The sequence below is a fragment of the Pedobacter hiemivivus genome, from assembly GCF_005144565.1.
Classification (GTDB): domain Bacteria; phylum Bacteroidota; class Bacteroidia; order Sphingobacteriales; family Sphingobacteriaceae; genus Pedobacter; species Pedobacter hiemivivus.
In genome coordinates, this window is the sequence record NZ_SWDX01000013.1 from 71,978 (window position 1) to 96,709 (window position 24,732).

Here is a 24,732-nt window from a genome sequence, read left to right on the forward strand (position 1 = left end):
ATCCTGACCGTAGGGATTAAGATTTTTTTCCAATTTCTTGAAGCATCTTTTTTAAGCGTGCAATATGAGTGATCATTTGATCAGCCATTTCTTTTGCCTCTTCATTTTGATCACTCATAGAATTTAACAAATTTTTTCTTTCTTCCATCATCCTTATGGCCACCCAAAGTGACTCTTCCACTCCTTTTAGCTGTTTATTGACTAAATCGCCAAAATTGTTGTTCATGCGCATGGTAACGTCATTTTCTAGCAATACATCAGTTGGTGTATCATACATGTCCGAGTCTCCACGACTCAATAGATCAGAAAGAATATACCCCATATCAGCTATTGGCACGTTATAGTCGACAGCAACATTTTGCAGCACATTTCTGGGCATATCAGGAAAATCAGCTTCAGCAGGATCCTGAACAATACAGGTTCCGCCACTCTTTTTGATAGCTGACATACCCGAAGTACCATCATCTAACAGCCCAGTAAGCACAATGCCGGTAACATTGCAACCATAAGCAGCAGCCGCAGAACGAAACAATACATCAATTGATGGTCGCCAATGATTTTCGAGCGCCCCTTTTCGAATTAAAATCTTACCCCGCCTAACCATCATATGGCAATCAGACGGGGCGAGATAAACAATTTGATTTAGTATGTCCTCGCCATCTTTAGGAATCACACATTTAAAGGCAGTATATTTCTGTAATTGGGTTAGGATAACATCAGTGCGCGATTTTTTGGAAATGTGAATAACAATAAAAAGCGCAGCATTCAGGTCCTTATCTACGGTCGACAGTAATTTTGTAATGGCCGCAATTCCACCGGCAGATGCGCCAATCGTAACGATATTTTTAACCGTTGTCTCCATCACCTGTTTAACTATAAGATGAAAGCCCAAGCGCAGGTGAATCTTTCTTAAATTTAATGATAACCTGAGTACCTGATTTTGAAGTATCAATATCCATGGTTCCGTTTAGTAGAAAAACTCGATTTTTAATAGATCTTACGCCAGATCCCTTTGCTAATGACTCATCAATTCCAACCTGAAAACCCTTTCCATTATCTGAAACTTTTACATTTACCCAGTCACCTTCTGCACAAACTATAATTTTAACGATTGTTGCATTAGCATGTTTAATACAGTTATTCACTAATTCCTGGATCATTCTGAAAACATACAATTGAAGATCCGGGTGAAGCAAGTCAGCCGATGCATCTAAAGAACTCTTAATCTTGAATCCCGATGTACTTAAACGCTGAATCATCTCCCTTATTCCCTCTTTAAAACCAAAGTCTCTGAGCACGGAAGGGCTAAGTTTATAAGACAATTCCCGAGTCTCGGTGATTGCCAGGGCAAGCAGCTGGTTGATATTCTGAAATTCAGCATTCAAATTTTGGCTATGTTGGATATTCTGAACATTAAGCCTGATTCCGTAAAGAATTTGACATACACTATCGTGTAGCGCATTACTTATTTTATTTCTTTCATTTTCTTGCGCTTTAAAAGTCGCAGCAAGTATTAACCTTTGTTGTTCACTATCACGCTGTTGAGCCTCCTGGATTAACCTTGTCTTTTCTGTAATATCCATCACAATACCAGCAAAATAACTATCAGCTCCAGCGCTATTGATCTGCTGTCCTTTAGCAGATACAATTTTGGTTTTACCACTTTTAGTTACAATCCTAAATTCCATTTCAACATCCCCACCATAGTGGGTTGCATCAGACAAACTTTGTCTAACCAGGTGTTGATCATCTGGATGGATAAATGAGATAAATGATCTGGTGCTACCATCAAATTCCCAGGGATTAATTTCGAATAAATACAAACTAAATTCATCAAGAAATACCTGGTTTGTAGCTACCGTCATGGTCCAGGTACCCGTTCCTGAAGCTTTAAGCGTCAACTCCAGCCTTTTGGCAGTACCTATCAGCTTTTGCTGGTCAGCTCTACTTTCAGAAATATCGATAACAGTGATATAATATTGAAGTCTTTCCGTGAAAGTGTTCACAATCGCGACACCTTCCATTCGGGTATAAATCTTAAGATCTCCGGCAATTAAAAGTTTAATTTCACAATTCTGCTTACCTACATTGGTTTGCATTTTATGTAAAAAACCATAAAACAACTCCCACATTTCGGGCGCTATAAAACTCTGAAAACGTTTTTCCAAAATATCTCTTTTAGAAATCCGCAATAAATCCGCGCCTGTCTGATTGGCCTCCTCAACAAGGCCAAGATGATCAAGAATAAAATAACCTACCGGTGCCCGATTAAAAAAACCTGCAAATTTTGCACGTTCTGTTTCCAGCAATTGATAAGAGGCAGACAACTCATCGTTCTGCATTTCGAGTTCAAGCTGAAAAACCTCCAGTTCTCCTAATAGTAATGCCAATTGATCATCGTTAACATATTCGCCAGATAGCGTTGAAGCATCTCCTGAATTGTCAAGTCTAGCTCGGAGCAGTGAAATTATCTTCTCCTTGTTCCCGACTTTTTTTGGTTTCATTTTCTTGCTCTTTAAAAGTAACAATTGTGGCCCCATTTTTTTCTGATTCCTCTATTGACAGGTAATTAACACCGACCATCAATTTCAAAACGCCCAAACCACGGAATTCATGCTGCAAATACATTTCCTTATCTTCATAACCATCCAGTAAGGTATCCAACTTCTTCGTATTCCATCTATTATGAACAAAATCTATCAATAATAGTTCTTTAATTTCAAATTCCCTAAGATTAAACATCGTTAAGAAGAATTTATTCACTGCCAGCACTTTCCCTTCATGATCTAATAATACCGCAGCCTCATTCATGCTGTTTATTGATTTCCGGACATACGACAATAAAGTCGACAACCGATCTTCCAAGGCTTTAACAGGAGTTATTCTAGTAAATGTCAATACAGCACCACTGATAAAATTATCAATAGTTCTATAGGGCATGATCCGTAGGTTGTACCAATCATTTTTACGAGTTCTTACTTCTAATTCCTTGCCACTTAACTTTTCAATCACTTCTACAATTGTAGCCTCAATAGCAGGGTAGTCAAAGTTTGAAACAATATGGGTAATAGAACGACCAATATCAGAAGAAATCACGTTAAACAATTTGGTTACCTGAGGTGTAAAACGCAGAATATTAAGGTGATTGTCTAAAAATATAGTACCTATTTCCGTACTATCCAGCAAATTCTTCATATCATTGTTTAAGCGGGTCAATTCTTCCGTCTTGTTTTGATATTGAAGATTAATCGTCATTAATTCCTCGTTTAAAGATTGCATTTCTTCCTTTGTCGTCAGGGCCTCTTCATTTGTGCTCTGCAATTCTTCATTGGTACTTTGTAATTCTTCGTTGGTTGATTTCAATTCTTCCAGCGAGGTTTCCATTTGCTCAATGGTGGTATTCAATTGTTGCTTGGTATACACCAATTCATTTTCCAGTTCCTTAACAGCTTCTCCCCTAATCGAATCTATGGCACGAGACCGTTTCTTCTTCACAGGACCTTTTTCCTTAAATGACAGTACAAATAGCCCTTGCAAATGATTTGTGGTGATATATTTCACCGTTAAATCAACAAGCGTAAATACCTCTTTTTCCTGCAACTTTAAATCTGTAAATTCTACTGATCCTTTTTGGACAGCTGCCTGGTGAATGGCATTGCTAATTACGTATTTCAGTTCCTCTTTCACCATCTTATAGATGTTCATAGTGGCCTCACCAGAAGTAACCTGCAGGTACTTATCCATTATACCATTGATATATAGGATATCGCCCTTCTCATTAACTAGTAAAGAAGCCGGTGTATACTCCTCTAATAAAATTCTATGAAAGTTCTCTGCTACTACATTTTTGATTATTGGGATCTCTGGAATTTCTTTCGAAATTTTTGCTGGTGCATTGGATATATGGAACGGAAAATCTATTATTTTCGCCACACCATCTGTACCTTCCTTGCGCTCATATATTTTCCATTTAGACTCAATCAAATGGAAAGCATCACTAAAAACACCTACAGATTCTGCTGGCCCCAAAAACAGCAAGCCATTGTGGTTAAGCGAATAATGAAATATAGGCATTAGCTTTTTCTGTAAATCTGCCGTCAAATAAATCATTACATTTCTACAGCACAACAGATCCAACTTGGTAAAGGGTGCATCTTTAATCAAATTGTGTTGAGCGAAGACTATCATTCCTCTAACGCTCTTTTTGACCACATAGCCGTTATTTTTGGCTACAAAAAAGCGGTCCAGTCTTTCGGCTGAAATTTCAGAGATTATATTTGAAAAGTAATAACCAGATCTCGCCTGCTCTATCGCACGGGGGTCCAAATCCGTGGCAAAAATCTGCACCTTTGGTGGGCTATCTGATTTTAAAGAGTCCAGATACTCAAGCAATAAAATCGCCAGAGAGTATGCTTCTTCACCTGTCGAACAGCCTGCAATCCAAATCCGAATAGGCTCATCATTATTCTTTTGAGCCAATTTTGCATATAAGTGTGGTTTGAGCGCATCAAACGCCGCACCATCCCTAAAAAATTTAGTAACTCCAATAAGTAGTTCATTAAAGAGCGCTTCAATTTCATGAGGATTTTCGCGCATATAGTTTACATAATGCATATAATCTGGCAACTGATGAAATGCAATCCTCCTTTCAATTCTTCTGCTGATGGTATTTTTTTTATATAAAGTAAAATCGTGACCTGTATGCGAACGAAGTAGCATCAGAATCTTTTGGATATGGGTGTAGTTATTACGCTCAAGCAACTGCTCCTCCGAAATTGGTTCTTGAAGCGCCGGATGGTTCAAGTACTGAATCAACCTCAGGGGCATTTCTTCAGGAATTAAAATATAATCCACCATCCCTGTTTTAATTGCAGCAGCTGGCATACTCGGGTATTCTGCACTTTCGGGTAACTGCGCCATCGCCATCCCTAGCTTCTCCTTAATCATCCTGACTCCATTTTCCCCATCAGCACCCATTCCAGAAAAAATAATGGCTACGGCGTGGTTCCATTGATCTTCTGCCAGGCTCTGCAAAAAGTAATCGATGGCCATATGTGCCCCCTTGGAGCGTGATATATTAAACATTAACAAATGTCCGTTATGCATCCCCATATCCCGATCTGGTGGGATGATGTAAACATGATTAGTTACAATTTGCAAACCATCCTCTGCCTCCTGGACAGGCATGGCTGTGAACTTCTGAATTAAATCAGCAGCTTTTAAACCTGTATTGGCTTGCAAGTGCATCACAATCACAAATGCAAAACCACTGTCGATTGGCATATGGAGAAAGAATTGTTCAAATGCATGGAATGAACCGGCAGACCCGCCTAACGCCACAATCGGAAAAAAAATGCGTTGATTACTTTTCTTTTCCAGTTGCTTCAGTTCCTGAGACAAGTCTTCTGCATTCGTATTTTGAGTCAATTTATTCTTCTTCATTAACCGGGGTATTTTCAGAACCAAATTTACGTGCTAAAAACTTTATCCGGTTAATATTTTTGAATTAGAAATTTAAAGCCCTCGATTTGTACATTTTTAATTGACTTTTTAATAGCTGTCGTGCTATATGTATCCTGGTTTTAACCGTCCCCATAGGGATATCCATTTCAATAGCAATTTCATGGTATTTATATCCTTCAAAATACCTCAAAAAAGGAGTAGAATACTCAGGCTCCAGATTGGCTAAAGCGGTGTGAATATCTTTCAAAATGAACTTATCCTCACCAACATTTGCAGCCGAATTTTTTTGAGTCTGATACATCAGTAGATTGTCGGTCGAAATTATAACAGCTCTTCTTCGCACATTATAGCGGTAATTGTTAATGAAAGTATTTTTCATAATGATGTACAACCAGCCAGCTAAATTGGTTTCTTTCCTGTAAAGATGCATATAGCGAATAGCTTTCAAGATAGTATCCTGTACCAGATCATTCGCATCTTCCACATCACCTGTGAATTTAAGTGCGAATGCTTCAAGACTGGATCTATAGTTACAGATCTCATCATCCAAATTTAATACGCTCATAGTGTTTATAGTTTAGTTACCCCTTATACCAAAAGAGGTAGAAACAATGTGCCAAAAAAATCACATAAGTTACCTGCACATTAGATAATGTCATTTAAATCAAAAATCAAGAGGTTTTCATACAAAATATCGGTACTTACCGTATACTAAAACACGTAGAAACAACCAGTCAAACCGTATTAAACCACCCAGTTAAAATGCCCAATCTGGTTATTGAAGGGCCCTTATTGAGTAGTATATTATACATTTTAAAAAAAAACAATGTGACAGAAGCTTTGTTACCTCACCGATAAATAGTAATATAGCATTGACAATCAAATATTAAATTCCGAAAAACATGATTAGCATTGTATTGGCTGACGATCACTCCATCGTACGCAGTGGACTTAAAAAATTGGTAGAGCAACCTGGAAATATAAAAGTGATCAAAGAATGTGCAAATGGCTTGGAGGTGCTCGAATTTGTTAAAACAGGCGAAAAAATCGACATTGTCATATCCGACTTGAATATGCCAGAAATGAACGGTACAGAGCTAACTATAGCATTACAACGACTTGATCCAAGTATTAAAGTAATTATACTTTCTATGTATGACGATCTAAATCATGTTTCGACAGCTTTTAATGCAGGTGCAAATGCATATCTCTTAAAAAGTGCTGACACAGAAGAGCTGGAGTTCGCTGTAAAAATGGTGAACAAAAACCGAAAATATATGGGGATCGAGCTAATAGAAAAACTTATAAAGTTCCAAATTAACCATCTATGTCAAGACCAGGAGCCCAAGAATCTTAGCCAATATTCTGAGCGAGAACTTCAAGTCTTAGAACTGATTGCCGAGGGATTGACTAACAACGAAATCTCCAACAAACTATTCCTGAGTAAACGTACCATTGAAGGACACCGTCAGAGCCTATTGCAAAAGACTAGCCAAAACAATACAGCTTCATTGATCCGTTATGCCATAAAAAACCGCTTGATTACCTGAAGGCCCTAAAATAAAAAGGGCACGTGTTACGAATAACACGCACCCATTAACGCTCTCATATATACATACGTAAGAATGCAGTAAATAGTTTTAAAAATCTAAAAAAAAATAATAAAGCTAATATGCAAGAATGAAAACTAGAGCAAATCTTTAACTATTTTTGAAGAATCCAATGCATATTTATGCATCCCGAATATCTACTCAGCACTTCCTATAGATCAAATGATAGTAAAAAAACCTTTTTCAATAGCAATTCGCAATGCGATAGTCTTACTAATGGCCTTGTGCTTTTCCATTCCAACGCTTGCACAGAAAAGTAAGCCAATGGATAAAGGTCAGGACGTTTCCATCCTTTCCGACTCTGCAACCTTGACAAAGGGCGATTACCTTATTCATCTCGAGAAAGTATTTGAAACGATAAACAAAGTTCCCGTTACCGTAGGCTCTTTCAAGAATCTAAAACCGATAGCAGTACATTTAACACAAGATGAGGCTGCCCTTACCCTGCTAAAAAGCAGGCTTACACTAGGAGACAGAGGGCTGAACCTTCAAAATCTGCAAATGGACCAGACCTTACTTGAAGAGCTTCAAACCAACAACAAGGATTGCCTGGCGGATCTCGATGAATATGAAAAACAATTGCGGGAGTTGAAAACGGAGATTCTCAACCTGCGAAAAGACACGGTGCTGATTAAACTTTTTACGCTGCCTGCTATGCGAATTATGTTTAAAGATCAGTTTGCAGAACTGCAGAAAAAACGGCTGGTAATGGATAGCCTTCTGAAGACGACCACATTAACAATTAACAACCTCCAGGCACGAACTTCATCCAACCTGATAAACATTAAAGAATTAATGTACCTTACAGATAGCCAGCTTGACGCTGTAAGTATAAAAGCTTTCGGGAAAGAGCGACGTTACCTTTGGGAATCAGTAAACCGTAAGGCTAATAGAGGGATTGGATTCCGTAAGTTTATCGGTGGTGAACAGGAAATATCAGGCTATTATTTTGTGTACACCCGCAGTAGTCGCATGTTACTGCTCCTTACTTGTGTCACTTTCTTCCTCTGGGTATTTTTCAATTACAGGAGTATGAAACAACGCGACCGATTGGAAGCGCTTGACGATTTTTCCTTACTCAGACCAAAGCCTTATCTGATTACCTTTATCATGCTCTTTACCTTGGCACCGATCTTCGACCTAAGGGCCCCGGCACTTTATATCGAATCGGTACAGATCTTACTTGCCATTTTACTGACTGCATTTTTCTATAAAAAACTGCCCACAAAGCTATTTTACTATTGGTGCATATTTGTACTATTCCTTCTTGCGCCGGTTTTCCTGCGTCTTTTAGGAATGCCTCCAAGATACCAGCGTTGGCTTCTTCTTTTCTTGAGTCTTAGTGCTACCACTTATGGCATCATTATCCTGAGGAAACTGGATGAGAAAGCCAGAAGGTATAGGATGATCCTGATTACCGGATTTATCTATGTAGTCTTCGCATTCATTGCTACTTTATGCAATATCTTCGGACGTTTTACGCTTACCCAGATTTTCTATTCTACCGGTGTAAACTCCTTGTTAAACGCAATATCCTTAACCATTCTGGCAAAAGTACTGGTAGAGGCTTTCCTGCTTCAAATGAAAAGTAGCAGAATCCGTAAAGGATACCCTGAATATTTTGACTGGCTGCCGGTAACATCAGGTCTTAAACGACTTACTGGTGTTGGGACTACAATTATTTGGTTTGTGATATTTACTACGAACCTCAATATTTTTAATGGCCTGTATGAGTCTGTCATGGAGATCCTTATTGAAAAAAGAACTATAGGAAACTTCTCTTTTACCTTTGGGGGTATCACGCTCTTTTTAGGAATCATTTGGACAGCTAACTTTTTACAGAAATACATTGCCTATTTCTTTGGTGATACCGGCGATGATGGCATCGAGGATAATAAAGGGGAGCGCTCGAAATTATTAGTTACACGATTGGTATTGCTCATTGGAGGATTCCTTATCGCTGTTGCTGCATCCGGACTCCCGATCGACAAAATAACCGTGATCCTTGGTGCCCTTGGTGTAGGTATCGGACTGGGTTTACAGAATATCGTGAGCAATTTTGTATCAGGGATCATCCTTATTTTTGATAAGACTATCCGTATCGGTGATGTTGTAGAGCTAAGCAACAAGAAAGGAAGAGTTAAGGAGATCGGTGTCCGCGCCAGTACATTGCTTACTGATGAAGGTGCAGAGATTATTATTCCCAATGGTTCCATTTTATCAAACAATATCATCAATTGGACACTTAGCAATAACCAAATGCGCATAGATATTTCTTTAACTATTGCTAAGCCTTTCAATTCAACTGAAGTAGTGAACCAAATCAGGGATATTATTACTAAAAATGACAACGTCTTTATCAATAAAGAACCAGTGATTATGATCAACCCTGTAAGTAAACTAAACAGCAATATAAAAATATACTTTTGGTGCAAAGATATCTCCGATGCAGATCTGACAAGAAGTATAATCATTGCACAAATATTTGAGGCGTTTGAAGAGAAAGAAATAGAGATTTCATAGTAGGAAGAAAGGTAATTAGAAGGAAAAAGGATAGGTACATAATGTGCATCCCCCATACGCTCTAGTAAAGCGTCAAGCGATTTTGCATCTTTCAGCAGATCCGTTTGCTCTTTTTGAGCATTTACGCTAAATTCCATGGCATCTCCCCTTTCTGGTGCATTAAACATGTTTATCATCATGTTTTTTTGGATCAATTTCCGACTTCTTAATTTCCTCCTCCATTTGTTTCTGATCTTTCCTATTCTTGCTGATCAGAAAAATGATCAGCAAGATCACCAGAACGACAACCACCCCTTCTATTATGCTATTCCTTTCCATGACTTAAGAATTCTCACCTTTCATTCGTTTTCGCTGCTCTTCTTCTGCCTGTTTTACCTCATCCTTTTCAGCAAGAGGTAAATCAGTTTGTAGCTTTTTATTTTTAGGAGGAGTTACGCTGCCCACTTTAACTAACGCTTTATCCGTATCGTGATCAGATCTCTTTTGCCTTTTCATAACTATATAATTAGTAACTAAGAACAACGTCAATCCAGAATTGATTTGAGTTTTTAATAAAATGACATATCGGTTCTCCTGAGAAAACAAGAAAATCTATCAACCATAAAAGTTAACAATTGTTAATGAACACAAACTTTCTATGACATAACTAGAATGTTACAACTAGTGATTTCCCTACTAAAAATTTCTTTTCAGTTAACCGCTTGAAAGCAGTCTGCAACCCCTACTTACCCGGACATTACCCGGACATTACCCGGACACTACTTGGGTGGAGCCGAGTAGTGTCCGCTTAACAGCCGAGTAACATCCCTTAATACATGGTGAATTAAATTACCTCAAAGTACAATCAGATAAAAACATGCAAATTGACAATCAGCATCTTTTGCATACATTAGAAAAAAATGGTAACCTTTTTATTCATAAAACAATCAGTTATTACCTGTGTTTCATATATGGATAATAACTGATTGTTATGAGCATTAAAATATCAGCATTCACATTTTTAAAACACCTATTCCAATGAAAAATCGTGAAACACCAAAACCAGGTTCAAAGCAATACGACGTTGAAAAAACAGAGAATTTAACGACACCTAAATATCATAGCAGCACAGATCGGAGAAGCAGCCACGAACTGCCAGCAATTGAAAATCTTAATGACCAGTCCGAAAACAAGTTCAATGAAAACATAATGGAGGAAGACGTTCCAAAAACTAATTTAGGTAACAAAAGAAAAGACAATGAAAAACAACGAGAACAGATCATTAGACGCTAATCATATCTTCCAACAGCACACTCCCCCAGTTGACCCAGAGGATGATGAAGAGTACGGAGAGGACGAGCAAGATTTCGAGGAAGATGGACAAGATGATGAGGACCAATTCCCTGTTGAAGAGGATTTGGACGAGAAGGATTTTGACCTGAACGAGGACGACGAAGATTTTAATGATGATATCGACGATCTTTAAAAGCTCATTATCTTGCAGAAATTACATATAAAAAAGTCTGCATCATTAAACATGAGCAGACTTTTTATATTTACTTTAGGAGTATATACCTGAGGGCTTAACCGCATTTTGACGAGCCGCAATCCTTGCAGGTTAAGCAGCCTTCCTGGTAATGCAAGTTGGTAGAATTACAGTTCTGGCACTGTTGTTTGTTCGCTACAGTACCATCAGGAACATAACGTTTTAGTGCACGAGCCACCCCATTCTTCCAAGTGTTTATGGCTTCATCTAACTGCAAGCTGTTAATTAGATCTACCACTTTCTCAATAGGCATGCTATGTCTTAATGTACTTGATATCAACTTGGCGTAATTCCAATACTCAGGATTGAACTTATAAGACAATCCTTCGATAGTTGTTTTATGACCACGTTTATTCTTATATTGAAAGTCATATCGTGAACTGCCGTCTGCTTCTCGACTCTTAATAATTACACCGTCATTTACCCATCTTGGCAATAAAATACCGTCTTCATCATCCACAAAACCAGTGAAAATTTCATACGGTTTACCATCCATCAAGCCAATAAAGGCAATCCATTTGTCTTTACTATTCTGAAAACGAACTACATCAGCTTCCAAAATCGCAGGTCTTGTGGTTGAGAACGTGTGTTGAGCTTCCGCTTCAGTCTCTTCAGTTTTAGGTGCATCATTAGAAATCAGTACTCCAGAACGTGAACCATCCCTATAAACAGTCACCCCTTTACAGCCTGATTTCCAAGCTTCCATATAAACTGCACCAACGAGTTCTTCTGTTACATCTGAAGGCATATTGATCGTTACACTGATGGAATGATCGATCCATTTTTGGATTTCACCCTGCATCTTCACTTTTTTCAAATAATCAACATCATTTGAAGTAGATTTATAGTATGGTGACAGTTCCACAAGTTTGTCCAACTCTTTTTGCGCATAGTTTTTAGTAAGGTCATGACCATTAACTTCCATCCATTGCTTAAAACGCGGGTGGAAAACCACATACTCTTCCCAGGAATCTCCCACCTCATCTATGAAATCTACACGTGCATCTTTATCGTTCGGGTTTACCTTTCTTCTTCTTTTGTATACTGGCATAAACACCGGCTCAATTCCCGAACTGGTTTGAGACATCAGACTGGTTGTTCCTGTTGGAGCAATAGTTAACAAAGCGATGTTACGTCTGCCGTACTCCATCATGTCATTGTACAAGCTTGGATCTGCAGTTTTTAGACGCTGTATAAATGGATTATTCTTTTCCCTATCTGCATCAAATATGGCAAAAGCACCTCTTTCTTTTGCAGTAATCACCGAAGAACGATAAGCTTCGATAGCAATGGTTTTATGAATCTCCACAGCAAATGCTGTACCTTCATCGCTACCATAACGTAAGCCCATTGCTGCAAGCATATCACCTTCAGCAGTAATGCCAATACCTGTCCTTCTTCCTTCTTTAGCTTTGGTTTGGATATTTAACCAGAGATTCATCTCTGTACGTTTAATATCTTCCCCTTCAGGATCTTCAGCAATCTTTTCAAGAATTGCGTCTATCTTCTCCAACTCCAGATCGATGATGTCATCCATCATACGTTGTGCCGCATGGATATGTTTTTTAAACAACTCCCAGTTGAAATAAGCTTCAGATGTAAAAGGCTTTTCTACGTAAGAGAAGAGATTAATAGCAAGTAAGCGACATGAATCATAAGGACATAATGGGATTTCTCCGCAAGGATTAGTAGAAACCGTTTGATAACCTAGGTCAGCATAACAATCAGGCACAGACTCTCTTATAATGGTATCCCAGAATAGAATACCCGGCTCTGCAGAACGCCATGCATTGTGAACAATCTTATTCCACAATGCCGTTGGCTCTATGGTTTTCTGATAAACAGGATTGTTGCTGTTTATTGGATATTGTTGCTGGTAAGATTCGCCCGAAGCGACTGCTTTCATAAATGCATCATCGATACGCACAGAAACATTTGCCCCAGTCACTTTACCCTGCTCCATTTTTGCATCAATAAAATCTTCTGCATCTGGATGTTTAATCGCAACAGAAAGCATCAACGCGCCTCTCCTGCCATCTTGTGCCACTTCACGTGTAGAGTTGGAGTAGCGTTCCATAAAAGGAACAATACCAGTAGAAGTTAATGCCGAATTTTTTACGGGCGACCCTTTAGGACGGATATGCGACAAGTCATGTCCCACACCGCCTCGTCTTTTCATCAACTGCACTTGTTCCTGATCAATCTTCATGATCCCACCATAAGAGTCGGAATCACCGTCATTACCAATCACAAAACAGTTGGAAAGTGAGGCAATTTGATGTGGATTGCCAATGCCAGTCATTGGACTACCTTGGGGAATAATATATTTAAAACTCCGGATCAACTCAAATACCTCAGCTTCTGATAAAGGATTAGGATATCTTTCCTCTATACGAGCTATCTCAGCTGCAATCCTATGGTGCATGTCATCAGGTGTGCCTTCGTAAATTACACCTGCAGAATCTTTCAATGCGTACTTATTTACCCATACACGGGCTGCAAGGTCATCGCCCTGAAAATAGTCAAGAGATTTGCGATAGGCTTCATCAGAAGTATAGGTGATTTGGGCTTGTTCCAAGGCTTCGGCTTTCATATTATATAGCGTTTTTTTTAATGAAGAATAGAACACAAAGATACTTATTTGAAAACCGAACGCAAGTACGAAATAAATAAAGTTTCAAAAAACAACAACCAAAACACTGAATTACAATTATTTACATTTTTTAAGATTACAAAAAGTTTACAAATTTTTAAAATATATAAAAATTAAAACAAACGATTTAAACCTTAATAACCAATTAGCCAGTCTATTAATCTATTCTTTGTACCGCACTGTTATTTGCAACGGCATGCAGCAAAAAAGAAATTCCTAAGACTAAACAGCCAGCAATCCTACCGAGTCTAACAGCTAACTAGAATAATTAAACTCCCAATACAATAAAACAGACTAATACAAACCTGGTCGCAATTCCCCCCTTATATTGTCATATCCACACACTATCAAAAGCAAATTTTCAAACCAATTTTGTAATGCTGATGTTAATTAACAAAATAATCCCAGCAAAATTGGAGCAGCAACCATTAAAAACGGGCGAAACCGAAAAGCCAGACGAGTAGGAAACGAAAAAAAAATGATGTTATGTCAGACAATAATGTTTCATTACACAGAATCCTAAAAGCATCTCCAGAAAAGGTATACCGCGCATTCACTGAAGCATTAGCAATTTCTTCATGGCTGCCCCCGTACGGCTTTCTTTGCACCGTTCATGAAATGAATGTAGAAATAGGAGGTTCATTTCGAATGTCTTTTCAAAATTTCAGTACTGGGAACGACCACTCCTTTGGAGGAAAATACATTGAACTTAAACCTAATGAGTTTCTGCAGTACACCGATAAATTTGATGACCCTAATTTACCGGGCGAAATGATCACTTCTGTGTGGCTTAGGAAAACTATAGTGGGTACAGAAATAAAAATAAAACAAGAAGGGATTCCTGTTGTTATACCCGCTGAAATGTGTTATTTAGGATGGCAAGAATCCCTGGAGAAGCTAGCTAAGCTAGTAGAACCTGAGATACCAGATGCCTGATTCAACAATTATTCTAGATTTTTTTTTAAGAAGCCATCAGGATTGGTTTTCCTGGTGGCTCTACTAGCCCCTCCTTTAAGCGCATTTTTCATTTAAAATTAAAAATATGCTTAAATTAAAATCTTATTTTCAAAGACCAGAAAAGGGTTACGACCCAGTCCCACTAGCATACGCCGCAGGATATACTGACTTTGAGTTCAAAAAAATTGACACAGAATTGGTAAATAAAATCGGAATATTTTCTGACGGATTTACGAATAAAACACTACTTGATCTTGGAGGGGGACCGGGTCAATACAGTATTGAGTTTGCAAAACAAGGCGCGGCAGTTACCTGGCACGACATCAGTAAAAATTATTTGGACATCGCTAGTCAAAAATCAAAAACCGAAGATGTAGATATTAAATTTTCACTAGGTTACTTAGAAAGCGCTAAGGGGAAATATGACATCCTCTTTAATAGAATCTGTTGGTATTACTGTTTCAATGATTACAAATTTGCTGATTTAATAGTTTCATTAGTTAATGATGGGGGCTATGGTTACATTATCGTTAATAACGAGAATTGGCTATTCAACAAAATAAAAAAGGAAAAATTGGTAAAAAAAATTTATTTAAGTCTCAATTATTGGTTTAACGAAATCTTTGACATTAAATTCATTCACATCCACCCCTCACATAAAAAATTGAAAAAAGTCTTTTCAAAATTCAATTTTTCTTACCTTAATGTGGAAAGAGAGAACTTAAATACAGTCATTTCATTTAAGAAGTAATTACCATTTCCTAGGAGAGACCTATTATTACCTAGAAGGGCCATCAATTGTAATTAAATACTAAACAATTCGCAAAAAATAATTGTTATACCATTAGATAACGCCAGTAGTTGCGTTAAAGAATTAGATATGAGCGAAGCTAAAAAGAAGAATGAAAATCCAAGCAGCAACTTCAGAGAAGAGGCCAAGGATAAAGTTCCAGTTGGAAATAAGGCTGTAAAAAAGCCTGAGGATAAAGATTACAACAAAGAAGAAGCTAACTTTAAAAACCCCGCAAAAAAAAGGGAGGAAAGTGAACAACCGATACACCCAGTAAAAAAAGCCCCTAAGGAATAGATCCAACCGTTTGGATTAACAGAACTCCTTACAAGCGAAACCGAAGCTTGATGTTTCTTCCTATAGCTTTAAGCAGGCCAGGATGATCGTTTACAGTCGCATCAACAGCATCCCAATCTCCTTTTGAATTGCAAACCAGCTGATATTCCATACCATTCAGGTTAATATGGATTGCAGTGGTTTCTTTTGTTATTCCCTTCGTAATGATAATGTAGGTATAGTCTTTTTCATCAAAGTTGATGCGCATCGGTAAACTCATAGTGCAAATATAGCGTCGAAAATGCGTTTTTATTGTGTATGTTCTTATATATTCAAAATTTTCGAAGCATAAAACATTTATCCGATCAACCAAGCTACAAAACCAACAGCCCGAAATCTCTTAAATTATAAATGGGTTCTGAATACCAGAACAATTCAAAATGTTCTATTGTCCTTTCAAAATCAGCTTTAATTTCCTGAAACGTATAAACCTGCGTATTGGAAACTGATATTTTCTGTACGATTGAAGCCAGCCATTCCCCTTCAGGTTTATTAACCTCGATATTAAAGGTTTCCTTTTTATCGTAAAAGGTTAAAATCAACATTTCCTGTGGCTTATTCTTCTTATACTTTGTAAAGACTTCTATATCAGGCTTTCCTCCTAACCAAATTACTTTAGCCGTTGGCTTAGTATTCAGCTTACTATCCTCACCTATAGCCTTCTCAATAAAATCCGAAGGAATCGCTGTTTTAGGGATCTTAAAATCGAACCAATCCTGCAATTTGTATTCGAAACAAATGCCATGCATAAAATTAAAAAGCGATTTCTTTAAACCGAAACTAAATTTATCATGATCTATTCCTGTTTTATCGATATAGTTGATGTCATTATTAGCGAAGGTCCCGATAGTCTCGGTCTCTTTAACTACGCCAAATCTTTCTGGATGCATGCCAACAGGACTATGTGCAGTCATTGCAAACTGATGCCAGAAGCCAGATTGTAAAACGCCCGCCTCAAACAATTGCCTAACCATTTCCAGACTGTCTACGGTCTCTTGAATAGTTTGCGTTGGATAACCATACATCAAATAAGCGTGAACCAATACTCCTGCTTCCGTAAAATTTCGGGTAACCTGAGCTACCTGCTCAACAGTTACACCTTTATCAATCAACTTTAATAATCTATCCGATGCCACTTCTAGCCCTCCAGAAACAGCAATACAACCTGATGCTTTAAGTAAAATGCATAAGTCCCTCGTAAAGCTTTTCTCAAACCGAATGTTTGTCCACCAGGTTACAGAGATTTTTCTTCTTAAAATCTCCAGCGCAACCTCCCGCATCAAGGCTGGCGGAGCAGCTTCGTCGACAAAATGAAAGCCGTTCTGGCCAGTTTTTTCGCTTAATTCTTCAATGCGGTCTACAATCAATTTAGCGGCTACAGGCTCGTAAACCTTTATATAATCCAGTGAAATATCACAAAATGTACATTTCCCCCAATAACAGCCATGCGCCATCGTCAACTTGTTCCAGCGACCATCACTCCACATCCGATGCATTGGGTTTACAATCTCTATAACTGAAATGTATCGATCCAATTGTAAATCACTATAATCTGGTGTTCCTACATCAAATTGCTTATAATCGCTTCTTAAAGCATCATTCTTATAGACAACGGCTCCATTCTCCAATAGAAAGGTTCTTTTATACAGGTGAAAGGCCCCACCTTTTGTGATTGAATCATAGATCAATTCAATTGGCAACTCCCCATCGTCTAAGGAAATATAGTCGAAAAATTCAAATACTCTTTGATCAGAAAGGGAACGTAACTCGGTATTAGCAAAACCGCCACCCATTGATATTTTAATTTCGGGATAAGTCCGTTTCACATATTGTGCGCAACGAAAAGCGGCATACAAATTACCAGGAAAAGGAACAGAAATGATGAATAGCTTAGGTTGAACAATAGAAATTCTCTCTTCCAGAATATCGATCAGGAGTTTATCCATATAGGTATATTCCTGATTTAAAGCTCCATAAAGCTCATCAAATGAATTTGCACTCCTACCCAATCTTTCGGCATAGCGACTAAAGCCAAAATTAGGATCAATACATTCAATGATAAAGTCAGAAATGTCCTCAAGATACAGTGTCGCTAAATGCTTACCCTTATCTTGCGTTCCCATTGTGCCAAATGCCCAATCCAACTCATCCAATTGCTCAAACCTTGAAGCTTCAGGCAAATAATCCTCCTGACAAATTTGCAAGGCTAAGGTTGGATTTTTGCCTTGTAAGAAAGCAATTACCCCATCTATGGTTTTAATATAATCGTTCTTTAAAGCAAGAATCCGCTTTGCATTTAAGCTTTTTGACTGATCCGTCAGGCCCTCTGCATGCACGAAAAGATCTTCCAGGCCTTTCCTAGAAAACAAAGCCAGAATCACTTCAATGCCTAAATCTGCCTGAGTTGAAGAAATATTTTTAGTATTTAAAAAACCTTTGATATATGCAGTTGCAGGATACGGTGTATTTAGCTGTGTAAAGGGTGGCGTAATAAGGAAAAGATCTGTCTTCAAAATGGAATTGTATTTCGATACAAAAATATCCATAATTATTTTAGTATTTATGCCTTATTTTAAACAGAAAAGCCTCAGGAGCTAAATATTCAAAGCTATACTACGAGTTCTGGCATTCGAGAAGTAAAGATAACTGGTGCAGTAATCGCAGATATCAGCTCTTGTCTAAAATCATTCTTTGTGACATTAACTGCCCCAAATTGAGCAAACCAGCTATTGGCATCTCCGGTAATGTGCAACTTAAATCCATCTTCCTTAAGCTTGGTTAATAGATAACAAAAAGCAACTTTACTAGCGTTATCAACAGTTCTAAAGAGACTTAAAGTGATAAAATAACCGTTTAAAGCAACTCCCAAAACACCCCCTACAAGCTCACCGTTTTGATAAGTCTCAAAACTATGGGCTATCCCCATTTTATGAAGCTCTAACATGACCTTAATATATTCAGTGGATATCCATGTGGTTGTTTTCTCCCCCCTAGGTTTCGAACAATTTAGTATGGTTTGTTCAAAATTAACATTCACCTTTATTTCAAATCGTTTGTCTGACTCTTGTAGCTTGTCTTTTTTTAAGCAACGCAATAAATCATTTCTTATTTTAAAATCAGCAACAGGTATAACTGCGCGGGGATCGGGATCATGCCAAATAAAGATTTTATTATCATCGACTTTAGGCATAGGAAAGGTACCTTGTAAAAATCCCTGTATCATCATATATGGGGTTAATTTAGCTTGTGCAGAGGACCACAATAAAGCATCTTCGCGACCTCCAGACACCTTTACCAAACCCGAATGAAATAACTTTTGAAGCAACCTTTTTGTCGGGCCTTTAAGTCCTGTAGGAACGATGGATGATATTACTTTTGGCAAAAGTCCCATATTTCATGATATTTTAACAAAATAAACAAAAAACCTTTCCCTAAATCTAATTATTTAATCTCCAACAAACCAGACGGTTAAAAATATTGTACAAAGCCTTCACACAATGATAGGTTTGATACAGATTTTGCTTTACAACATTAATCACGAACTGGATGGTGAATTATAAAATTGTTGAATAAAAGAGTAAATCTTTTATATCATTTGGTAATCGAATAGCACCTTCTAGCTTTAAACCTAACTTTTCCAATAGGTTTCTTGATGCTGCATTTTCAGGCAACGTTATGCCATTAAGTCTTTCTAAGTGAAACTCGTTTTTAGCAAGTTGCTTCAATTTTATGGCAGCCTCACTCGAATAGCCTTTACCCTCAAAATTGGGCAGCATAGCAAAGCCAATATCTACTCCATCTAACCCCTCTCTTTTGTAGAGTCCACAAGTCCCAATCTTAGCTCCATCTTCTTTTCTAACTAACACATAATTACCAAAGCCATATGCTTCCATTTGCGGCAACATCCGGCTCTCGATATATTCGGTTGCACTTGCCAAATCTTTTACGTTTCTATCTCCTATAAAACGAATCCACTTGGGGGTATTGAACAGTTCTAATATAAAGGGAGCATCCTCAATATCTGTGGCTTTTAAATACAATCTGACTGTTTCGATTTCTTCCAAAATGGTATATTGTTCAATTATTCTTTCAATTCAGTATGACAGACTAAAATGAAATTCAAAAATACCTAAATTAGATCTTAATGCAAAAAGCCTCACATTTCTGTGAGGCTTTCGTGATCCCTCTGGGATTCGAACCCAGGACCACTACATTAAAAGTGTAATGCTCTACCAGCTGAGCTAAGGAATCATCTATCGTTTGATGAGGGTGCAAAGATAGAATTATTAATTTATTCTGCTAAATATTTTTTCAAAAAAAAGGAACACATCCCTTAAGAGACTTATTACCAGAGAGATTATTTCCAATTAACTTCAAAAAACAACCTAAATTCAACTATGAATACCAAGAATAATTTTAGCAAGATTGATCATTTCTGCATTTCCGGTGTATTTACCTCGTTCATCGGACAATTTAACCACCTCGGTCCATTCCCCATCTTGTGGATGTGCTTCGGTCATTTTAATTACAATATTCATCGGCTCAGGTCCGGCATCATTGGTAAAGTTGGTCCCTATACCAAAAGACATTCCTATCTTATTACGACAATGATCGGCAATACGGGCTACCTTATCATAGTCCAATCCATCGGAGAAAATAATCGTTTTAGATTTAGGATCGATGCCCATGCTCTGGTAATGTGCAATTACCTTATCTGCAAATACCAGCGGATCGCCACTATCATGCCTCACCCCGTCAAACAGTTTAGAGAACATTTTATCAAACTGCTTAAAAAAAACATCTGTAGTATACGTATCAGATAATGCGATACCCAAATCGCCACGATAAACCTGAACCCAATGCTCCAATCCCATCGCATTAGCCATTTTGAAGCCATACCTTGCTGCATGGAACATAAACCATTCGTGTGCATGTGTACCTATTGGCTTTGTTTGATGTAACATAGCCATATGCACATTACTAGTGCCAATAAAAGAGCCTTTTCCATAGGTGCTTAACGATTGTAATACCAAACGTTGCACTTGATAAGAATATCTTCGGCGCGTACCAAATTCGGCTACTGTCACCCCAAGATCTCTGTAGCTCTCTATTTTATGTCTTGCTAAATCAATGACCGCCTGGTCGCCAATCCTGCTAGCATTGTTTAAAACATAATACAATTCGCAGATTAGGGACATTAAAGGGACTTCCCACAAAATTGTCCGATACCATAAGCCTTCGATGCTTACCTTCAATTGGTCTCCCTCCTGCTCAATGTGCACTTCATCGGGATTGAAACGGTAGCCTTCCAGAAAATCAAGGTACACAGGATCGAGATAAGGACAGTTAAGCTGCAAAAAACGTTTTTCTTTAGGACTTAGCTTTAATAAGGCCATACTATTTACAGCACTTCGTAAAGCTGTGGCAAATCCGGGAGGAAATAAATGCTTTCCGCGGTTTATAAATTGATACCTCGCCTTTGCCGCTGGGAATAAACGAATAACTCCTTGCTGCATGGTCACTTTATAGAAGTCGTTATCAAGGATGGAGGATAACGGGAATGTAAACATTGCACCCATACAGTTGTCAAACTTGTAAAACCTGTGAACAATTTACCATTCTTTTTCGTAAAAATCAGTGTAAACATTTACAATTTAAAATACAACATAGTGCCCCTCGTGTATACTGGTTTATTATTTCTATAACTTTATTAAACAAATTAAAGATTATCATTTAGTGAAATTCTAAACCAGATCAAAATGAAAAAAATATGCTTTGCTTTGTTAATATCAACGGTGTTAATGGCCTGCGCACCGCACAGAAATCTTGTTTACTTCAGTAACCTCAACGACGTATCCAGTAGTCAAATCCAGAATGTTCCCGAACTTAAACTTCAAAAAAACGATCAGTTAAGTCTGTCGTTGACGAGTTTAAATGCGGAGTATAACGTTTTATTTGCCAGTGCTAATAATAGTACAAGCAACAACACTATAAGTAGTAGATCAGGATTTAGAATAAACAACAATGGAATGATCACTTTACCATTACTAGGTGACTTAAAGGTTGAAGGACTAACTGTTGAAGAGGCTCAAAACCTAATTACAAGAGAGCTTAAAAAACAGATTAAAAATCCAGTAGTGGATCTTGAACTGGTTAATTTTAAAATCACAGTAATTGGAGAAGTAAACCATCCAGCGTCGCTAACTGTCCCAGGTGATCAGGTCAATTTACTAGAAGCATTGGGTATGGCTGGCGACATGACTGTGTACGGCAAAAGAGAGAATGTTTTGGTGATTCGAGAAACAAACGGGGTTCGAAAAATGACCAGGCTAAATCTTAATGATAAGAATGTATACGATTCGCCCTATTTTCACTTAAAACAGAATGACATTGTATATGTTGAGCCCGACAAATCTAAAGAAAAAGAATACAATCCAAACGTCCGCGCATTACCTATCATAACTACCTGCATATCTGCCATAGCTGTATTACTAACTGCATTATTAAGATAATTAGTTCAATTTATAATCGCTAGCATATGAACACTTCAGCTTATCAAAACACGGTAACCTCAGTAGACAATTTGAAGATTATTTTACAGAAATTTTTAAAAAACTGGCCCATCTTTTTGCTCTGTATTGGACTATGCTTTTTAGGGGCATTCTTATACCTGCAAACCACGACCCCACAATATAGAGTAAGCAGTACATTATTAGTTCAGGATGATAGAAAAGGTGATGGGGAACAAAAGGGAACTGCATTTAGCGACCTTAACATGTTTAGAACGGATAGAAAGGCAAGTAGTGAAATGGAGGCCTTGCGTGCCAGAGAGCTTATTTTTAAAACCCTAAAAGGGCTTTCTCTTGATGTCGCTTATTTCCAGAAAGGTAGTTTAAGGGATGAGGAATTATATGGAAACGCTTTACCAATAAAAGTTAAGCTAATCGGTGTAGATGGCAGAGGCTATAAAAAATCATTAAAAATAACTGCTTTAAATGACCATCAATTTGTCCTGACAGACAAAGACCAGGAATCTATTCTGCCCTATGAAGCGTTAATCAAGAAACCAGGGTACCAAATAATAGTAAGCAAAGGGCCCGCATTTAAAAGAAATACGGATCCTGTTATACTGAAGTTTAAAAATCTGTTTTTAATGGCTGAATCCTATAACTTATCGGGCTTAACGATTATGCCTGTTGAAAAAGAAGCCAATACAATTATAATCAGCCTTAATGACAACGTCCCTCAAAGAGGCGTAGATATACTCACTAATCTTATTAATACTTACAACGAGGAAAATGTAGTTAAGAAAAACACTATTGCAGTAAATACGATCAACTTTATTGATAAGAGATTGAAACACTTAAATAATGATTTAACGAGTGTTGAGCAGGATGTAGAAGATTACAAACAAAACAATATGATCACTGATGTGGACATGGACGCTAAAACAAGCATAGAGAAAGCAAGCGAATATGGCCAAATGTTGTCTTCCGCAAATGTACAACTTAATGTGTTGGCATCCCTCGAAAAATACCTCAACAACAACAGTTTAAACCTGGTGCCGAGCTCATTGAGCATAAACAACTCGACCTTAAATGAGCTAACCAGCAAATTTAATATGATACAACAGGAGAGAAATCGCATGTTGCGCACTTCTGAAGAAGGTAATCCACTGGTGCAGAATCTAACAGCTCAATTGACTAGCTTAAAATCAAATATTCAGGAAAATCTTCAAAACATCAAGCAGGGCTTAATCATTGAAAGAAATAATCTACGATCAATGACTTCCAATTTTAATTCTAAAATCCATCTGGTACCTGCGGTAGCGCGGGGATTACAGGAAAGAAGCAGAGAGCAAATTGTAAAAGCAAATTTATACAATTACCTATTGCAAAAAAGGGAAGAAACTACACTTTCACTTTCTGGAACTGTACCAACTTCTCAAATTGTTGATAAACCAGCTTACAATAGTACACCTGTAACACCGAAAACGCAATTGGTTTATCTTTTTGCAGTCTTTTTAGGCTTTTTTATACCAGGAGCTACCATCTATGGCCGATCGGCATTGAACAATAAAATAGTAAACATAAATGAAATTGAACTACTTACAGGGGTACCAGTTTTAGGAGTTTTAAATCACCTCGAAAAAAATGAGGCTCCTGTAATAGAACGCAATAGTAGGTCAACAATTTCTGAACTGTTTAGATACATTAGAAGTAACCTGCATTTTATGAATTCTGGCTCACCTGACCAAGTGATGTTGGTTACCTCTTGTATGAAGAATGAAGGAAAAACCTTTTTCTCTATTAACCTGGGTATGACTTTAGCCTCAGTAAATAAACGGGTTGTTTTGCTGGAGTTTGATATGCGGGAGCCACAACTGCTTCAAAAAATGCATTTGAATTCGAAAATTGGCATTACTGATTATTTATTGAGGGATGAAATCACTATTGATGATCTCATTTTAAACTCAAGAAAGTACCATGATTTGCTAGTAGTAGATTGTGGCCAAGTAGCAGGGAATCCGGCGGAGCTGATGATGCACCCGAAAATTGGACAAATGTTGGAAGAATTGAAGCGCAGATTTGATTATGTGATTATCGATACTGCTCCAGTTGGACAGGTTGCGGATGCCTTTAGCTTGTCTAAATACATTGATGTGAGCATATACCTTGTACGCTATAATTATACAGACAAATTGCAACTTAATATCTTGAAAGATATCCTCTATTATAAAAAACTAAATAACCCAATGGTAGTTTTTAACGATGCGAAAATTGATAATAGTACGACATACGGATATGGCGGGTTTGGATATGGATACGGCTTAGAAGTCTCGAGAAACTAACGAAAATCATCCCTGATTTACTTA

21 protein-coding genes and 1 tRNA gene are annotated in these 24,732 nt (G+C 37.7%); 9 read left to right on the forward strand and 13 right to left on the reverse strand.

Going from position 1 to position 24,732, the window contains the following annotated elements; all coding sequences use genetic code 11:
• Positions 1-16: 16 nt before the first annotated feature.
• From FBD94_RS23380 to FBD94_RS23395, 4 genes are all read right to left on the reverse strand, one after another.
• Complete coding sequence (locus FBD94_RS23380) at positions 17-862, reverse strand: chemotaxis protein CheB (protein WP_136882026.1); 846 nt, start codon at positions 860-862, stop codon at positions 17-19.
• Positions 863-869: 7 nt separating this feature from the next.
• Entirely contained in the window at positions 870-2,504 is a 1,635-nt protein-coding gene (locus FBD94_RS23385) for a PAS domain-containing sensor histidine kinase (RefSeq protein ID WP_169472391.1), read from the reverse strand.
• On the reverse strand, positions 2,449-5,442 hold the full coding sequence (locus FBD94_RS23390) for a CheR family methyltransferase (protein ID WP_136882028.1): 2,994 nt from the start codon (positions 5,440-5,442) through the stop codon (positions 2,449-2,451). Before FBD94_RS23390 ends, FBD94_RS23385 begins: the two co-directional genes overlap by 56 nt.
• Positions 5,443-5,506: 64 nt before the next feature.
• The gene (locus FBD94_RS23395; RefSeq protein WP_136882029.1) at positions 5,507-6,028 is read right to left on the reverse strand and encodes an RNA polymerase sigma factor; all 522 of its coding nucleotides are present in this window, start codon (positions 6,026-6,028) and stop codon (positions 5,507-5,509) included.
• A gap of 337 nt (positions 6,029-6,365) precedes the next feature.
• Here FBD94_RS23395 and FBD94_RS23400 point away from each other — a divergent pair, with 337 nt between their 5' ends.
• Both FBD94_RS23400 and FBD94_RS23405 read left to right on the forward strand, forming a co-directional pair.
• Entirely contained in the window at positions 6,366-7,013 is a 648-nt protein-coding gene (locus FBD94_RS23400; RefSeq protein ID WP_131610634.1) for a response regulator transcription factor, read from the forward strand.
• A 222-nt stretch (positions 7,014-7,235) separates the two neighbouring features.
• Positions 7,236-9,596 (forward strand): mechanosensitive ion channel family protein, encoded by a 2,361-nt coding sequence (locus tag FBD94_RS23405; protein ID WP_235884632.1) that lies wholly within the window; start codon positions 7,236-7,238, stop codon positions 9,594-9,596.
• 159 nt (positions 9,597-9,755) lie between these two features.
• Here FBD94_RS23405 and FBD94_RS26040 read toward each other — a convergent pair whose 3' ends face one another.
• Both FBD94_RS26040 and FBD94_RS26045 read right to left on the reverse strand, forming a co-directional pair.
• Positions 9,756-9,914 (reverse strand): hypothetical protein, encoded by a 159-nt coding sequence (locus tag FBD94_RS26040; RefSeq protein WP_165503658.1) that lies wholly within the window; start codon positions 9,912-9,914, stop codon positions 9,756-9,758.
• A gap of 3 nt (positions 9,915-9,917) precedes the next feature.
• On the reverse strand, positions 9,918-10,091 hold the full coding sequence (locus tag FBD94_RS26045) for a hypothetical protein (RefSeq protein ID WP_169472392.1): 174 nt from the start codon (positions 10,089-10,091) through the stop codon (positions 9,918-9,920).
• 522 nt (positions 10,092-10,613) lie between these two features.
• Between FBD94_RS26045 and FBD94_RS23410 the strand changes: the two genes are divergently transcribed.
• Positions 10,614-10,868: a hypothetical protein gene (locus tag FBD94_RS23410; protein WP_131610632.1), complete on the forward strand. Its 255-nt coding sequence runs from the start codon at positions 10,614-10,616 to the stop codon at positions 10,866-10,868.
• Positions 10,834-11,061, forward strand: a complete 228-nt coding sequence (locus FBD94_RS23415; protein ID WP_131610631.1) for a hypothetical protein — start codon at positions 10,834-10,836, stop codon at positions 11,059-11,061. Before FBD94_RS23410 ends, FBD94_RS23415 begins: the two co-directional genes overlap by 35 nt.
• Before the next feature lie 97 nt (positions 11,062-11,158).
• On the opposite strand, the gene FBD94_RS23420 is transcribed toward FBD94_RS23415, so the two are convergent.
• Complete coding sequence (locus FBD94_RS23420) at positions 11,159-13,714, reverse strand: adenosylcobalamin-dependent ribonucleoside-diphosphate reductase (protein WP_136882030.1); 2,556 nt, start codon at positions 13,712-13,714, stop codon at positions 11,159-11,161.
• Between the two features lie 546 nt (positions 13,715-14,260).
• On the opposite strand from FBD94_RS23420, the gene FBD94_RS23425 reads away from it, so the two are divergent.
• The 3 genes from FBD94_RS23425 to FBD94_RS23435 all read left to right on the forward strand — a co-directional run bounded on the left by FBD94_RS23425 (position 14,261) and on the right by FBD94_RS23435 (position 15,818).
• Positions 14,261-14,710: an SRPBCC family protein gene (locus FBD94_RS23425; protein ID WP_136882031.1), complete on the forward strand. Its 450-nt coding sequence runs from the start codon at positions 14,261-14,263 to the stop codon at positions 14,708-14,710.
• 106 nt (positions 14,711-14,816) lie between these two features.
• A complete protein-coding gene (locus tag FBD94_RS23430; RefSeq protein ID WP_136882032.1) occupies positions 14,817-15,482 on the forward strand; it encodes a class I SAM-dependent methyltransferase in 666 nt (221 codons plus the stop codon).
• 129 nt (positions 15,483-15,611) lie between these two features.
• Positions 15,612-15,818, forward strand: a complete 207-nt coding sequence (locus tag FBD94_RS23435; RefSeq protein WP_131610627.1) for a hypothetical protein — start codon at positions 15,612-15,614, stop codon at positions 15,816-15,818.
• 28 nt (positions 15,819-15,846) lie between these two features.
• Here FBD94_RS23435 and FBD94_RS23440 read toward each other — a convergent pair whose 3' ends face one another.
• From FBD94_RS23440 to pncB, 6 genes are all read right to left on the reverse strand, one after another.
• On the reverse strand, positions 15,847-16,077 hold the full coding sequence (locus tag FBD94_RS23440; RefSeq protein WP_136882033.1) for a hypothetical protein: 231 nt from the start codon (positions 16,075-16,077) through the stop codon (positions 15,847-15,849).
• A gap of 94 nt (positions 16,078-16,171) precedes the next feature.
• Positions 16,172-18,403, reverse strand: a complete 2,232-nt coding sequence (locus FBD94_RS23445) for a B12-binding domain-containing radical SAM protein (protein ID WP_205945305.1) — start codon at positions 18,401-18,403, stop codon at positions 16,172-16,174.
• 62 nt (positions 18,404-18,465) lie between these two features.
• Entirely contained in the window at positions 18,466-19,248 is a 783-nt protein-coding gene (locus FBD94_RS23450) for a leucyl/phenylalanyl-tRNA--protein transferase (RefSeq protein ID WP_131610625.1), read from the reverse strand.
• A 163-nt stretch (positions 19,249-19,411) separates the two neighbouring features.
• Positions 19,412-19,921: a GNAT family N-acetyltransferase gene (locus FBD94_RS23455; protein WP_136882034.1), complete on the reverse strand. Its 510-nt coding sequence runs from the start codon at positions 19,919-19,921 to the stop codon at positions 19,412-19,414.
• Between the two features lie 114 nt (positions 19,922-20,035).
• Positions 20,036-20,108 (reverse strand) — tRNA-Lys (locus FBD94_RS23460).
• Between the two features lie 140 nt (positions 20,109-20,248).
• Positions 20,249-21,427: a nicotinate phosphoribosyltransferase gene (gene pncB / locus FBD94_RS23465; RefSeq protein ID WP_136882035.1), complete on the reverse strand. Its 1,179-nt coding sequence runs from the start codon at positions 21,425-21,427 to the stop codon at positions 20,249-20,251.
• 189 nt (positions 21,428-21,616) lie between these two features.
• Between pncB and FBD94_RS23470 the strand changes: the two genes are divergently transcribed.
• Positions 21,617-22,369, forward strand: a complete 753-nt coding sequence (locus FBD94_RS23470) for a polysaccharide biosynthesis/export family protein (RefSeq protein ID WP_131610623.1) — start codon at positions 21,617-21,619, stop codon at positions 22,367-22,369.
• Positions 22,370-22,395: 26 nt separating this feature from the next.
• Positions 22,396-24,708, forward strand: coding sequence for a GumC family protein (locus FBD94_RS23475; RefSeq protein ID WP_136882036.1), 2,313 nt, complete (start codon positions 22,396-22,398; stop codon positions 24,706-24,708).
• Positions 24,709-24,732 lie beyond the last annotated feature (24 nt).